General features: G+C 74.1%; 14 protein-coding genes. 8 read left to right on the top strand and 6 right to left on the bottom strand.

Annotation, left to right across the window (positions count from 1 at the left end; translation table 11 throughout):
• The first annotated feature begins 43 nt into the window (after positions 1 to 43).
• Complete coding sequence (locus tag ACU436_RS33755; protein WP_459031106.1) at positions 44 to 700, top strand: LppM family (lipo)protein; 657 nt, start codon at positions 44 to 46, stop codon at positions 698 to 700.
• On the opposite strand, the gene metF is transcribed toward ACU436_RS33755, so the two are convergent.
• Positions 687 to 1,589, bottom strand: coding sequence for a methylenetetrahydrofolate reductase [NAD(P)H] (gene metF / locus ACU436_RS33760; protein ID WP_459031107.1), 903 nt, complete (start codon positions 1,587 to 1,589; stop codon positions 687 to 689). The genes ACU436_RS33755 and metF overlap by 14 nt on opposite strands.
• Before the next feature lie 186 nt (positions 1,590 to 1,775).
• Here metF and ACU436_RS33765 point away from each other — a divergent pair, with 186 nt between their 5' ends.
• From ACU436_RS33765 to ACU436_RS33780, 4 genes are read left to right on the top strand one after another with little or no spacing between them, the layout of a single operon-like run.
• Positions 1,776 to 2,894 carry a polyprenyl synthetase family protein gene (locus ACU436_RS33765; protein ID WP_459031144.1) on the top strand — a complete coding sequence of 373 codons (1,119 nt, stop codon included), beginning with the start codon at positions 1,776 to 1,778 and terminating at the stop codon, positions 2,892 to 2,894.
• 13 nt (positions 2,895 to 2,907) lie between these two features.
• The gene (gene crtI, locus ACU436_RS33770; protein ID WP_459031108.1) at positions 2,908 to 4,470 is read left to right on the top strand and encodes a phytoene desaturase family protein; all 1,563 of its coding nucleotides are present in this window, start codon (positions 2,908 to 2,910) and stop codon (positions 4,468 to 4,470) included.
• A gap of 28 nt (positions 4,471 to 4,498) precedes the next feature.
• Positions 4,499 to 6,175: a polyprenol phosphomannose-dependent alpha 1,6 mannosyltransferase MptB gene (mptB, locus tag ACU436_RS33775; RefSeq protein ID WP_459031109.1), complete on the top strand. Its 1,677-nt coding sequence runs from the start codon at positions 4,499 to 4,501 to the stop codon at positions 6,173 to 6,175.
• Entirely contained in the window at positions 6,153 to 7,094 is a 942-nt protein-coding gene (locus ACU436_RS33780) for a phytoene/squalene synthase family protein (protein ID WP_459031110.1), read from the top strand. The genes mptB and ACU436_RS33780 overlap by 23 nt, the downstream gene beginning before the upstream one ends.
• A 27-nt stretch (positions 7,095 to 7,121) precedes the next feature.
• On the opposite strand, the gene ACU436_RS33785 is transcribed toward ACU436_RS33780, so the two are convergent.
• Complete coding sequence (locus ACU436_RS33785; RefSeq protein WP_459031111.1) at positions 7,122 to 7,478, bottom strand: Rv2175c family DNA-binding protein; 357 nt, start codon at positions 7,476 to 7,478, stop codon at positions 7,122 to 7,124.
• Between the two features lie 66 nt (positions 7,479 to 7,544).
• Between ACU436_RS33785 and pknB the strand changes: the two genes are divergently transcribed.
• Complete coding sequence (gene pknB / locus ACU436_RS33790; RefSeq protein ID WP_459031112.1) at positions 7,545 to 9,335, top strand: Stk1 family PASTA domain-containing Ser/Thr kinase; 1,791 nt, start codon at positions 7,545 to 7,547, stop codon at positions 9,333 to 9,335.
• A gap of 211 nt (positions 9,336 to 9,546) precedes the next feature.
• Here the strand turns inward: pknB and ACU436_RS33795 are convergent, their stop codons facing one another.
• Complete coding sequence (locus ACU436_RS33795) at positions 9,547 to 10,935, bottom strand: class II 3-deoxy-7-phosphoheptulonate synthase (protein WP_459031113.1); 1,389 nt, start codon at positions 10,933 to 10,935, stop codon at positions 9,547 to 9,549.
• Positions 10,936 to 11,037: 102 nt separating this feature from the next.
• Between ACU436_RS33795 and ACU436_RS33800 the strand changes: the two genes are divergently transcribed.
• On the top strand, positions 11,038 to 11,181 hold the full coding sequence (locus ACU436_RS33800; RefSeq protein ID WP_343944106.1) for a GPGG-motif small membrane protein: 144 nt from the start codon (positions 11,038 to 11,040) through the stop codon (positions 11,179 to 11,181).
• Positions 11,182 to 11,192: 11 nt separating this feature from the next.
• Here ACU436_RS33800 and ACU436_RS33805 read toward each other — a convergent pair whose 3' ends face one another.
• The 3 genes from ACU436_RS33805 to ACU436_RS33815 form a co-directional block, all read right to left on the bottom strand.
• A complete protein-coding gene (locus ACU436_RS33805) occupies positions 11,193 to 11,681 on the bottom strand; it encodes a polyadenylate-specific 3'-exoribonuclease AS (RefSeq protein WP_459031114.1) in 489 nt (162 codons plus the stop codon).
• 97 nt (positions 11,682 to 11,778) lie between these two features.
• Positions 11,779 to 12,513 carry a hypothetical protein gene (locus tag ACU436_RS33810; protein ID WP_459031115.1) on the bottom strand — a complete coding sequence of 245 codons (735 nt, stop codon included), beginning with the start codon at positions 12,511 to 12,513 and terminating at the stop codon, positions 11,779 to 11,781.
• Between the two features lie 52 nt (positions 12,514 to 12,565).
• Positions 12,566 to 13,339 carry a lysophospholipid acyltransferase family protein gene (locus ACU436_RS33815; protein ID WP_459031116.1) on the bottom strand — a complete coding sequence of 258 codons (774 nt, stop codon included), beginning with the start codon at positions 13,337 to 13,339 and terminating at the stop codon, positions 12,566 to 12,568.
• 197 nt (positions 13,340 to 13,536) lie between these two features.
• Here ACU436_RS33815 and ACU436_RS33820 point away from each other — a divergent pair, with 197 nt between their 5' ends.
• Positions 13,537 to 14,022, top strand: a complete 486-nt coding sequence (locus ACU436_RS33820) for a hypothetical protein (RefSeq protein ID WP_459031117.1) — start codon at positions 13,537 to 13,539, stop codon at positions 14,020 to 14,022.
• The last annotated feature ends 3 nt before the right edge of the window (positions 14,023 to 14,025 follow it).

Here is a 14,025-nt window from a genome sequence, read left to right on the forward strand (position 1 = left end):
CAGGGTCCCCGGCGCGGCGGCACGGGTTTGGCACGATGAACGCGTGCCCTCCACCCGTCGCCGGATCCTGCCGCTGCTCGGACTGCTGCTCGCCGCGCTCGCGCTGAGCGGGTGCGCTCGCGTGCAGGCCGCGCTCGCGGTGCAGCCCGACGACACGGTCACCGGGCAGATCGTCGTGGCGACCCCCGAGAAGGCGCCGGACGACCCGGGCCCGACGATCGTGCTCCCGCCCGACCTCGAGTCCGACGTCGACGTGTCGGAGTACCGCCAGGACGGCTACGCGGGCTCCGTGCTGAGGTTCGAGGGGCTGACGTTCGCCCAGACCGCGGAGCTCACGCAAGCGGTCGGCCCGGCCGGGAGCAAGGTCCGGTTCGAGATGCGCCGCGCGGGCAGCCGGGTGCTGGTGGGTGGGGCCGTCGACCTCACCACGGTGGCGGTCGACCGCGCCGACTTCCAGCTCAAGATGAACTTCCCCGGCCAGGTCCTCGAGTCCAACGGCGACGCCGACTCCAGCGAGGTGGCCTGGACGTTCACCCCCGGCGAGGTGGGCGACTTCTCGGCCGTGGTGGCCTACCCGGACCCGCAGGCACCGTCGCCGGTCAACTGGACGCTCGGCCTCGCCGCCATGGTGGCGCTCGCGGCGGCGGCGGTGGTGCTCATGGCCAGCCGCACCCGCAACCCGCCGGTCAACAACCGCTGAGCGCGGGGACGGCGCGGCGTGCGCCGAGGCCGAGGCGCTGCACCAGCTCGGTCGTGGCGAGCGAGCGGTTCAGCGTGTAGAAGTGCAGCCCGCGCACGCCCTCGGCGAGCAGGCGGGCGCACATCTCCGCCGTGACGTCCATGCCCTCGGCGCGGAACCCGGCCGGGTCGTCCGCGTAGCGCTCCATCCGCGCGACGAGCGCGGGCGGCAGCGGCGCCCCGGACAGCTCCGGGCCGCGCCGGAAGGTGCGCACCGAGGTGAGCGGCATGACGCCGGGCAGGAGCGGCACGTCACATCCCGCCGCGGCCAGCCGGTCGCGCAGCCGCAGGAAGCCCTCGGGTTCCAGGAACAGCTGGCTGATCGCGAAGTCGGCACCCGCGCGGATCTTGGCGACGAGCCGGGCGAGGTCGGTGTCGAGGTCGGGCGAGCGGGGGTGCCCGTACGGGAACGCGGCCACGCCCACGCAGAAGTCACCGAGCCGGCGCACGAGGCGCACCAGGTCGTCGGCGTAGGTCAGGCCCTTCGAGTGAGGCACCCACTCACCGAGGGGGTCTCCGGGCGGGTCGCCGCGCACCGCGAGCACGTTCGAGATGCCCGCCGCGGCGTACGCACCGACGACCTGGCGCAGCTCGGCCACCGAGTGCGACACGGCCGTGAGGTGCGCCATCGGCACGAGCGTGGTGTCGGTGGCGATCCGTGCCGTGGTGCGGATCGTGCGGTCGCGGCTGGTGCCGCCGGCACCGTACGTGACCGACACGAACGCCGGGTCCAGCGGTTCCAGGCGCCGGATGGCGCGCCACAGCTCGGCCTCACCGGCCTCGTCCTTCGGTGGGAAGAACTCCACCGAGAACACGGGCCGGTCGCCGCTGATCCGCTGCGTGACCTTCACACACTGAAGCGTAGTCGCTGCACCGATCGCGTCCGTTTCCCTCCGCCCGCCGCGGGCGGTTCTCGGATCCGACGACTCGCGACGCCGGTGACCCGCGGTTACGCTCGCCCCCGTGGTCCGCCTGATGCGATCCCCGCTTCCCCGCCCGCGACCTGCGGGGTGCTCCCCGTGAGCCGCGCGGGCACCGTGCAGCACCCGCCGTCCGGCCCCGGCGACGGCAGGAAGCCCGACGACGCCGGGGTCACCGCCGCGATCGAAGCGGCTCTCACCACGTACCTGCGCAGCCGCACGGCCGATGCCGGCACGATCGACCCGGTGTTCGGGGAAGCCACCGAGGCGCTCGCCGACTTCGTCCTCCGCGGAGGCAAACGGATCCGCCCCACGTTCGCGTGGTGGGGGTGGCGTGGTGCGGGAGGGCCCGTCGAGGCGCCCGAGGCCCTGGGGGTGCTGCGTGCCATCAGCGCGCTGGAGCTCCTCCAGGCCAGCGCGCTCATCCACGACGACCTGATGGACGCGTCGGCCACCCGGCGGGGCCGGCCGACCGTGCACGTCGAGTTCGCCCGCAAGCACGCCGCGGCGCGCTGGCGCGGCCAGCCCGCGCGGTTCGGGGCCGCCGCCGCGATCCTCCTCGGTGACCTCGCCCTCGCGTGGGCCGACGACATGCTGCACGCCGCGGGCCTGTCGCCTGCGGCGCTGCGCCGCGCGGCCCCGCCGTGGCGGGCGATGCGGACCGAGGTGCTCGGCGGGCAGTACCTCGACGTGCTGCACCAGGCCACGGGCGACACGTCCGTGCGCGCCGCACTGCAGATCGACCGCTACAAGACCGCCGCCTACACCGTCGAGCGACCGCTGCACCTCGGTGCGGCGATCGCCGAGGCGCCACCCGAGCTCGTCAACGCCTACCGCAGGTTCGGCGCCGACATCGGCGTCGCGTTCCAGCTGCGCGACGACCTGCTCGGGGTGTTCGGCGACCCCGAGGTCACGGGTAAGCCGGCCGGCGACGACCTGCGCGAGGGCAAGCGCACGCTGCTGGTGGCGGTCGCGGTCGAGCGGGCCGAGCAGCAGGGGCAGCACGAGGCGCGCCGGGCCGTCCTGGACGCCGTCGGCGACCCCACCCTCGACGACGAGGGCGTCGAGCGGGCGCGCGGGTTGCTCACCGAGCTCGGCGCCGTGCAGGCCGTCGAGCAGCGCATCGCCGCGCTCACCGGTTCCGCGCTCGACGCGCTGTCGGCGGCCGACGTCGCCGAGCCCGCCGCGGCGCAGCTCGCCGAGCTGGCGGTCGCGGCCACGCGGCGGCGCAGTTGACCCCGGTGCGCCGTTGAGGCGCGGCGTCCCAGGGCCCAGCGACCACGTCGTGGTCGTCGGCGCCGGGCTCGCGGGGCTCTCGGCCGCGCTCCACCTGCTCGGCGCGGGCCGGCGCGTCACGGTGCTGGAGCGTTCCGGGCACCCGGGCGGCAGGGCCGGGCGGCTCGACCTGCGCTCACCCCGGGGGACCTACCACGTCGACACCGGTCCGACGGTGCTCACGATGCCCGAGCTGCTCGACGAGGCCCTGTCCGCCGTCGGCGAGAAGCTCGACGAGCGGCTCGATCTCGTACCGCTCGACCCCGCCTACCGCGCGCGCTTCGCCGACGGCTCCACGATCGACGTGCGCACCGACGCCGCGGCGATGACCGAGGAGGTCCGTGCGACCTGCGGGCCCGCGGCCGCCGCCGGGTACGAGCGGATGCGGTCGTGGCTCACCCGGCTGTACCGGGTGGAGATCGACAGGTTCATCGGCGCCAACCACGACTCCCCGCTCGGCCTGCTCGGACCCGACCTCGTCCGGCTCGCCGCGCTCGGCGGGTTCGGCCGGCTCGGCCCGCGCATCGAGCGGATGCTGCCCGACGAGCGGTTGGCGCGGATCTTCTCGTTCCAGGCGCTGTACGCCGGCGTGCCGCCGCACCGCGCCCTCGGCGCGTACGGCGTGATCGCGTACATGGACACGATCGCCGGGGTGTACTTCCCCCGCGGCGGGATGCGCCGGGTCGGTCAGGCGCTGGCCGACGCCGCCGTCGAGGCGGGCGCGCAGATCCACTACGGCCGGACGGCCACCGGGCTGGAGCGGCGCGGCGGCCGGGTCACCGCGGTGCGGCACGGCGCCGCCGACGGCGCCGACGGGGCGCGCGTCGCGTGTGACGCGGTGGTGCTCACCCCGGACCTGCCCGCCGTCCACCGGCTCGTCGGGCGGGCCCCGCGGCGGCCGGTCCCGTTGCGGTGGTCACCCAGCGCCGTCGTGCTGCACGCCGGCGTGAGCCGGACGCTGCCGGCGCTCGCGCACCACACGATCTCGTTCGGCGCGGCGTGGCGCCGGACGTTCCGGGAGATCATCGACGAGGGGCGGCTGATGAGCGACCCATCGCTCCTGGTCACCCGGCCCACCGCCACCGACCCCGCGCTCGCGCCCGACGGGTCGGAGCTGCTCTACGTGCTCGCGCCGTGCCCCAACCTCGCGCGGAACCGGATCGACTGGGCCCGCGTCGGCCCCGCCTACCGCGACGAGCTGCTGAGCGTGCTCGCCGCCCGGGGCATCGACGTGCCGGCGGCCGCCGGCGCGGACGACCTCGACGTGGCGCGGCTGGTGACACCGGCCGACTGGGCCGCGGCCGGGCACGCCGCCGGCACCCCGTTCTCGGCGGCCCACACGCTCGCGCAGACCGGGCCGTTCCGCCCGCGCAACCTGGTCCGGGGGCTCGAGAACGCCGTCCTCGCCGGCTGCGGCACCACCCCGGGTGTGGGCATCCCGCCGGTGCTGATCTCCGGCCGGCTGGCCGCACAGCGCATCACGGGTGCCGTCCACCGGCGTTCGGCGTGGGGGCGCAGGGTACCCACCGGGGGCTGACACGGGTCGTGCGAGCATGGATCGCGTCATGAAGCCACCATCACCGGTCGACGGGTCGACGCTCCCCGACACGGCAGCGGAACGCGCAGCCGCGCCGGACGGCGCGCACGACATCCTCGACGCGCCGCCCCCCGTCGAAGCCCGTCCCGCCCTGCGGGGATCGTGGCGCGATCGGTTCGGCAGCCCGGCCCGCGGGCCGCTGCTCATGGGCCTCGCCGCCTCGCTGATGCTGCTCATCGGCGGGTTCGGCGCGGGCGGCGTGCTGATCCACGATCCGCTGCTCACGAACTCGCCGGTCGGCTTCTGGCGGTACGGCCACGGCCGCGACATCGCGAACGTCCTGATGTACGCCGGCGTCGGCCTGATGATCTGGGCATGGGTCCGCCTGGGTCGCGAGGTGCTCGCCAACCGGGCGCGCGGCCGCGCGGTGCTCACCACGGCGGCCGTCTGGACGGCGCCGATGCTGCTGGCGCCGCCGCTGTTCACGCGCGACATCTTCAGCTACCTCGCGCAGGGCGCACTGCCGCTGGCCGGCTTCGACCCCTACGCGGTGGGGCCCGAGGCGATGCCGGGGGTGTTCTCCGACAACGTCCACTACTTCTGGCAGGACACCCCCGCGCCGTACGGGCCGCTGTTCATCCTCATCGCGAAGGCCATCGCGTGGATCACCGGCGACACGATCATCCTCGGGGTCGTGCTGATGCGGCTCGCGCTGCTGCCGGGCCTGCTCCTGTTCGTGTGGGCGCTGCCCGAGCTCACCCGCCGGCTCGGCGGGCGGGTGTCGGTGGCGCTCTGGGTGGCCATCGCCAACCCCGTCACCGTCGTCCACATGGTCGGCGGGGGCCACAACGACCTGCTGGTGGTCGGCCTGCTCGCCGCGGGGTCGCTGGTCGCGCTGCGCGGCCGGCACGTCCTCGGCATCGTCCTCGTCACGCTCGCCATGGCCGTCAAGGCGAGCGCGGTGATCGCGCTGCCGTTCCTCGTGCTCGTGTGGGCGGCGCACATGTCCGGCTCGCAGCGGGCGCGCATCGGGAAGGCGATCGGGGCGGGTTTCAGCGTCTTCGTCGTGGTGTTCGCCGCGTGCTCGGTCGCGGCGGGGGTCGGGCTCGGCTGGCTGCCCGCCCTGAGCGCCCCGTCGATGATCGTGAACTGGATGTCGCTCCCCACAGCGGTGGGCGAGTTCACCCACACGCTGCTCAGCGCGCTCGTCAACGTGCCGAAGCAGCCGTTCATCAACGTCGCGCGCGTGCTCGGCGGGATCCTGCTGGTCTACATCGCGGTCCGGCAGTGGTGGGCGGCGCGCGACGGCGGGCCGGACGCCGTGCGCCGCGCCGGCGTGGTGCTCATGGCCACCGCCGTGCTCTCCCCCGCGATGCTCCCGTGGTACGTCAGCTGGGGCATGGCGCTGCTCGCGGCCACGGCCTGGTCGGTGCGCGGCCTGCAGATCACCGTGTTCGCGTCCGTGATGCTGACGATCTGCTACTACTCCAACGGCGAGGACGCCCTCTACAACCCGCCCTACCTCATCGCGTGGGCGCTCATCGCCGTGCTCGCCGCGGTGTCGCTGGTGCGGCACGACCCGCTGCGCCTCAGCACCCGCGTGCTGCGGCGCACCCGGCAACCGTCCCCGGCTCCCGTCCCGGCGACGTCGTCGGCGGGTTCGGGCTCGGTCATCGTCGACGGTGCCGGGCGCGGCACGAGCTGAGCTCGACGCCGCCGGGATCACCGATCCGGCGTTGCGGGCCGGCTACACCGTCTGCCGGGAGCTCAACGCCCACCACGGTCGCACGTACTTCCTCGCCACCCGGCTGCTCCCCGCCGCGCGCCGGCCGGCGGTGCACGCGCTCTACGGGTTCGCGCGGTACGCCGACGAGATCGTCGACGACCTCGACGACACCCGCCCCGCCGCCGAGAAGGCGGCCCGGCTCGACCTGCTGGGCACCCAGCTGAGCGGCGCCCTGGCCGGCACGCGGGCCGGGAACCCCGTTCTCGCCGCCGTGGCCGACACCGCCGAGAGGTACGCGCTCGACCCCGCCCATTTCGCCGACTTCCTCGCGTCGATGCGGATGGACACCGAAGTCACCGAGTACGCCACCTTCGACGACCTCGACCGGTACGTGCACGGCTCGGCCGCGGTGATCGGCCTCCTGATGCTGCCCGTCCTGGGCACCACGGTCCCCCGCGAGGAGGCCGAGGAGCCCGCCGCGGCGCTGGGCGTGGCGTTCCAGCTCACCAACTTCCTGCGCGACGTCGGCGAGGACCTCGACCGCGGCCGCGTCTACCTGCCCACCGAGGAGCTCGCGGCGTTCGGCGTGGACCGGGACCTCCTGGTCCGGTGCCGGCGCACCCGACGGGCGGACCCGCGCGTGCGCCGCGCACTGGCCCACCTCGTGGCGCACACCCGCGCGGTCTACCGCCGCGCCGCACCGGGCCTCGGGATGCTCGAGCCGGTGTCCCGCGCGTGCGTGGCCTGCGCGTTCACCCTCTACCGCGGCATCCTCGACCAGATCGAGGCGGCCGACTACGACGTCCTGCACCGGCGCGTGTCGGTCCCCCGCCACACCCGGCTCGCGGTGGCGTTCCCGGGTCTGCTGCGCGCACTCGCGGCCCGCGCCCGGCCCTGAGGCCGGGGGGCGCGCCGGAAGGACGCATCAGAAGGCCATGGCCTGGGCTCTCCGCTTGACCTCCCGGTGCCGGCCCGCCCGGAGGGACGCCACGGGCGTGCCCGGCAGCGAGTCGTCCTCGGCGAAGAGCCAGCGCAGGATGTCCGGATCTGCGTAGCCACCATCCCGCAGGACGGTGATGGTGCCCGGCAGCCCCTTGATCACCGCGCCGTCGTCACCGATGAAATCGGACGGGACGACGACCTCTCCCTCGCGCCGGAACGACAGCAGCTGGCCGTCCCGCACGAGCTGATGGACCCGGGAGACCGGTTGGCCCAGTCGCTGTGCGACCTCCTCGACGGGCAGGGTCGCGATGTCCGCCGACAGCCCGACAACCTCGTTCACGGGGCGATACGATGCCACAGGCGCGCCGCGTGGGAGAAGCGGAAGGCGCGACGGTACCGTCATCGCGTGAACGCCCCGCCTGCTGCGCTGCTCGACGCGCGCTACCGGGTGGGCTCTCAGCTCGCCCGCGGCGGGATGTCCATCGTGTACCGGGGCACCGACACGCGCCTCGACCGGCCGGTCGCGATCAAGGTGATGGATCCCCGGCTCGCCGGGGATCCCGCGTTCCGCGGCCGGCTCGAGCGCGAGGCCCGTTCGGCGGCGCGCATCGATCACCCCAATGTCGTCGACGTGTACGACCAGGGCGCCGTCGCGGGCGGTGCCGGCACCGGCGTGGGCGTCGGCAACAGCATGGACGGGCCGCTGCTGTTCCTCGTGATGGAGCTGGTGGAGGGCGGCACGCTGCGCGACGTCCTGCGTGCGCGCGGCGCCCTCGGGGTGCCGGCAGCGTTCGCCGTGATGGAGCAGGTGCTCTCCGGCCTGGCGGCGGCTCACCGGCTCGGCCTCGTGCACCGTGACGTCAAGCCGGAGAACGTGCTGATCAGCCGCTCGGGCGAGGTCAAGGTCGCCGACTTCGGGCTGGTCACCGCGAACGCCCAGGCGGGCGCCAGCACCGCCGGGATGATCATGGGGACGGTCGCGTACCTCTCCCCCGAGCAGGTCGCCACCGGCGACGCGGACACCCGCAGCGACGTGTACGCCGCCGGGATCCTCCTCTACGAGCTGCTCGCCGGGGCGCCGCCGTACAGCGGCGACACCGCGATCTCGGTGGCCTACCGGCACGTGAACTCGGACGTGCCACCGCCGTCGCAGATCGCCGGCGAGGTGCCCCCCGAGCTGGACGACCTCGTGCTGCGCGCCACCCGCCGCGACCCCGGCGCCCGGCCGGACGACGCGGCCGCGATGCTCGCGGAGCTGCACCGGGTGGCCGTGCGGCTGGACGTCCCGCGCGTACCCCTGCCGGTGCCGCCTCCCCGCCCCGTCGAGGAGCAGGACACCGTGCCCGCGGGCCCGCAACGGCTCGCTGCGGGCCCCGCAGGGACCACAGCGGTGGCCACGGCGACGGGCGCCGCCGGGCCCGCTCCGGGGCCGCGGGGCACCCGTTTCCTCCCCCGCCCCGACGACGATCCCGCACCACCGCACGTGCGGGCCCGCCGGCGCAGCCGCAGAGCCTTCGCGGTGTGGACGGCGATCGTCCTCGTCCTGGCGCTGCTCGTCGGGGTGACGGCGTGGTGGCTGGGCAGCGGGCGCTGGACGGCGATGCCGAGCCTGGTGGGGCTGGAGGCCACGGCGGCGCAGCAACTGCTCTCCGACGCCGATCTCGTCGGACGCGTCACCGAGACCTACGACGATGACGTCGCCGACGGCCTCGTCAGCGCCACCGACCCGTCCCCGCAGGTGGAGCTGCTGCGCGGCAGCACCGTGCAGATCACGGTCTCGACCGGACCGCCGACGGTGCCCGACATCGCGCCCGGCACCCCGGTCGCGGACGCCGAGCGGGCCGTTCGCGACGCCGGGCTCACCCCCGTGCACGACTCGGAGGACACCGACGAGAGCGACTCGGTGCCGGAGGGCACCGTCGTCCGGACCGACCCGGAGGCGGGCACCGCGCTGCAGGCCGGCGAGCGGGTGACGATCGTGGTGAGCAGCGGCGAGTCGGACTCGGTCGAGGTGCCGAACGTCGTCGGCAAGGACTTCGACGACGCCTCCGACATCCTCGACGAGCTCGACCTCGACGCGGAGGGCCGCAGCGCGATCCCGTTCATCGGCCGCCGGGACGGCCAGGTGGTCGAGCAGCGCCCGTCCCCGGGCACGACGGTCGAGCGAGGCACGACCGTGACGCTCGTGACGGTCTAGAACCGGTCGACGGTGTTCGCCGGCCGATGGTCGGCGATCAAAGGGAGAAGGTCGCCAACGGGTCGCACCGCTGCGCGGAGCGGGCGATTCTCCGGGGCCGCTGCGGTGGGCGCGCCGTACCCGACCGGTCGCCTCGGGTGGGTGGTCGGGTTGGGTCCATCACCCCCATACAGACCCAGACCCTGTGACCGCCCGTCGACCACGGCAGTCGTCAGCCGCGCAGCATCTCCGCCACGAGGAACGCGAGCTCGAGGGACTGCTGGGTGTTCAGCCGCGGGTCGCAGGCGGTCTCGTAGCGGCCGGACAGGTCGGCGTCGGAGATCTCCTGCGCGCCGCCGAGGCACTCGGTGACGTCCTCCCCGGTGACCTCGACGTGGATGCCGCCCGGGTGGCTGCCCAGCGCGCGGTGCACCTCGAAGAAGCCCTGCACCTCGTCGACGATCCGGTCGAAGTGGCGCGTCTTGTAGCCGGTGGTGGACTCGTGCGTGTTGCCGTGCATCGGGTCGCACTGCCAGATCACCTTGTGCCCGGACGCTTCGACCTTCTCCACGATCGCCGGGAGCACGTCGCGGACGCGCCCGTTGCCCATGCGGCTCACGAGCGTGAGCCGGCCGGGCGTGGCGTGGGGGTCGAGCCGCTCGACGTACTCGACGGCCAGCTCCGGCGTGGTGGTGGGGCCGATCTTGAGCCCGATGGGGTTGGACATCAGCTCGGCGAGCGCGATGTGGGCGCCGTCGAGCTGGCGGGTGCGCTCCCCGATCCACAGGAAGTGCGCCGAGAGATCGTAGAGGCGCGGCTCGGGGCGGGTGGTGTCCAGGCGCAGCATCGCGCGCTCGTAGTCGAGGAGCAGCGCCTCGTGGCTGGCGTAGAACTCCACGCTGTGCAGGTTGTGGTCGTCCACCCCGCAGGCCTGCATGAAGTTCACGGCGCGCTCGATCTCGGTGGCGATGTCCTCGAACCGCTCCCCCGCGGGCGAGGTGCGCACGAAGTCCTTGTTCCAGTCGTGGACCATCGTCAGGTCGGCCATGCCGGTGGCCGTGAGCGCGCGCACCAGGTTCATCGCCGCGCCCGCGTTGGCGTACGCGCGCACCATCCGCGACGGGTCGGGGACCCGGGCCTCCGGCGTGGCCACGAGCGAGTTGACGATGTCGCCGCGGTAGGACGGCAGGCCCAGCGCGTCGACCGGGGCGCTGCGCGGCTTGGCGTACTGCCCGGCGATCCGCCCGACCTTCACGACGGGCAACGACGCGCCGTACGTCAGCACGATGGCCATCTGCAGCAGCGTGCGGATCGCGGCCCGGATGTGCGGCTCGGTGTTGTCGACGAACGTCTCGGCGCAGTCGCCGCCCTGCAGCAGGAACGCCTCACCCCGGGCGACGGCGGCGAGCCGCTCCCGCAGCCGGTCCACCTCCGGCGGCAGGGTGACCGGCGGCACGCTCTCCAGCACGGTGCGGACGTGGGCGACGTGGTCGGCGTCGGGCCACTCGGGCTGCTGCGCGGCCGGGCGCGCCAAGGCGTCGTCGAGCCGGGCCCGCAGATCCGGGGGCAGCGGGGGCAGCTCGGGCAGCACCTCGACCGGTGCGTCGACCGTCCAGTTCACGAGGGACAAGGGTAGAACGTGCCGGAAACGTGGGCATGACCACCTCGGCGACCACCCGTTCAGACCGATTCCACCGATGGGTGATCGGGAACCACCGATGGCATGAACACTCTGCTGTGGATACTCGCCGTGGTCCTCGTCGTCGCCGGTGTATTCGCGATCCTGCGCAAGCAGCTGATCTGGGGGATCGTGCTCATCATCGTGGGCCTGCTGGTCGGCCCGGGCGGCGTGAGCATCTTCACCTGACCGAGCGCCCGTCAGCGGGCGGCCACCGCCGCGTCGATCGCCTCCCAGCGCCTGCGGTTCAGCCTGGCGTCGGCCAGCGCGTCGTGCGCATCGGCTGTGGGTGGCGGCAGCGGTGGCCGTCCGGCGTCCTCCCAGCGCTGCCTCAGCTCCCGGGTGAAGCGGGGCAGCGCGCGGGGCAGCGCGGGCATGGCCCCCCACAGCTGGCACAACGCCACGTGGTCGTACGCCGCGATCCACGCCCACAGCTCGACGTCACCCGGTGCCCCGGTCAGGAACTCCAGCAGGTCGGCACGCAGCCGTGTACGCGACCGCCACGCCGAGTCGGCCGGTGAGGGGAGCTTGGGCAGCACGTTGGCCCGGACCCACGGCCCGGCCCGGGTGGGGTCGAACTCGGTGGACACCGCGTAGAACTCGCGGCCGTCCTCCCCGACCACACCGATCGACACCAGGTCGATCGTCGTCCCGTCCTCGATGAACTCGCAGTCGTAGAAGAACCGCACGTCGAGAGGTTAGTTGACGATCCTCACCGCATGTGCGGCGCTGGGGGTCAACGTGCCGTTCGCTCCCCTGCGGGCGGCTCGACCCGGGGCACCGCAACTAGTCGCTCTCGTCCTTCGAGTCATCCTTGCTGTCGGCCTCGGGCTTCTCGGCCGTCTTCTCGCTGTCCTCGGCCGTCTTGTCCGACTCGTCGTCTGCCGTACCGGCGGCTGCGGAGTCCGCCGCGGGCGACGTCGGAGGCGGTTCGTCGGACTTCTTCTTCTCCGAGGTGGTGGGCGCCCTCAGGGCGGCGGCAGGCGGGGGCGGCGGGGCCGGGGCGCGGGTGGCCCGCGGCCGTTGTGTGGGCCGTGCCGCCGGCTCCGGCTTCTTCTCGGGTTCCGGCGTGGGCTCGGCCTCGGGGGACGGCGGCGGCGCGGCCTGTGCCGGCGGTGGCGCGGAGGCCGTGGCCGTCGGAACCTGGATCAGCCCGGTGAAGCTCTGCCGCTCGGCCGTGGGGCCCTGCAGGACGGCCGCGAAGGTGGACGTCGCCGCGATCACGACCACGGCGACGGCCGCGAACACCGCCCACGGCGCCACCCGGGCGAACCGTCCGCGCGGCGCGGGTGCGGGCCCCACCACGGCCGGGATCTCCATGGTGGGTTGGTCGTCCATCGGTGCGACGGACGTCGGGTGCTCGTCGGCATCCGCGGGCGCCGGCAAGGCGTAGGGGACGTCCGGCTCGGCCTCGTCCGCCGCGCCGGAACCGAGGAGGACGTCCTCGTGCTCGGCGCCGACGACCGCGTCGTCGGCGCGCAACGGGTCGTCCGGCTCTCCCACACCCGACCATCGCGCCACGCCAGCACGGTATTACTCGCCGCAACAGAGGTGTGGCGCGGCCTACCCTCGGCTAGCTCGCGCGGGTGCCCGGGACCCGGCTCGCGCCGCGGCCGTCCTCGCCCTCGGCCTCGCCGTCGGTGGGGATCGGGGCGGCCGGGGCGGCGGCCTTCGCCGCCTTCTCCTTGACCGAAGCCGCGTAGAGATCGACGTAGGTCTGGCCGGTCAGCTCCATCAAGGCGTACATGATCTCGTCGGTCATCGAGCGCTCGATGAACCGGTCGCCCGCCATGCCGGCGTAGCGGGAGAAGTCCAACGGGGGGCCGATCTTGATGCGCACCTTGCGCGGCCGCCAGATCCGGGAGCCGATGGGGTTGACCTTGTCGGTGCCGATCATCGCGACCGGGACCACCTGGACGTCCGCCTCGAGCGTCATGCGCGCCACGCCGGTCTTGCCCTTGTAGAGCCGCCCGTCGGGGGACCGGGTGCCCTCGGGGTAGATGCCGAGCAGCTTGCCCTCTCGCAGCAACCGGACGGCGGTGTCCATCGCCGCCTGCGCGGCCGATCCCCCGGACCGGTCGATCGGGACCTGACCCACCCCGGTGAAGAAGATCTTCTTGAGCCACCCGACGAGGCCGGGCTGGATGAAGTACTCGCGCTTGGCGAGGAACGTGATGCGGCGCGGCACGAGCAACGGCAGGAAGAACGAGTCGGCGACGGCGAGGTGGTTGCTCGCCAGGATCGCCCCGCCCTTCTCGGGAACGTGCTCGAGCCCTTCGACCGAGGGCCGGCAGAACAGCCGCAGCACCGGGCCGAGGAGCACGAACTTGGACCACCAGTACAGCACCTGGGCGTGCCCCCTCCAGCTCGACTGCGCCAGCCTACGGAGCCGCGCGAGCCGCCGACAACGGGCACGACGGTATCTGGTGCTCCCCGCCGGAAAGCACTGAGCACAACGGGCGGCCGAACTCTTCCCTCTTCGGGGTGCCGCCGTGTCAGGATGGTGGTCTCGCCGTGCCGGTGCGCACCGAGGGAGGAGGCCGCGTGAACCGCGATCCCGACGAGCGCTCCCAGCCCGACGGCGCGGCGCCCGACGAGTTCGAGTCGATCGTGGCGCTCTGGCGCAACGAGGGGGACGTTCCCCAGTGGCCGGGCGACGACGATGCTCCGAAGGCCGCCGCCGCACCCAGCGGCCTCGACGAGCTCCCGCCCGCACCCCCGCCCGCACCACCGATGCCCCCGCGCTCGTACTCGCCCCCGCCGCTGCCCGAGGACGAGCACTTCATCCCGCCGGAGCCTCCGCCGCTGCCGCGCCTCGGCCCGCCCGCGCTCGTCGGGCTCACCCTGATCATCATCGGGCTCGTGCTGGTCGTCTCGCCGGGCTGGCTGGGCGTTCCGGCCCCCTACGGCCTCCCGCTCGGCCTGGTCGGGCTGGCGTCCGGCCTGGGCTGGTTGGTGCTGCGGCTGTGGCCCGACCCCCCGGAACGCCGCAGCGACGACGGTGACGACGACGACGGCGCGGTCATCTGAGCC

The sequence above is a fragment of the Pseudonocardia wallangbongensis genome, from assembly GCF_054486945.1.

Bases quoted from the DNA above. Each gene is read 5' to 3' on its own strand.
- mptB (WP_459031109.1), top strand. From the start codon at position 4,499: ATGAAGCCACCATCACCGGTCGACGGGTCGACGCTCCCCGACACGGCA.
- ACU436_RS33800 (WP_343944106.1), top strand. From the start codon at position 11,038: ATGAACACTCTGCTGTGGATACTCGCCGTGGTCCTCGTCGTCGCCGGT.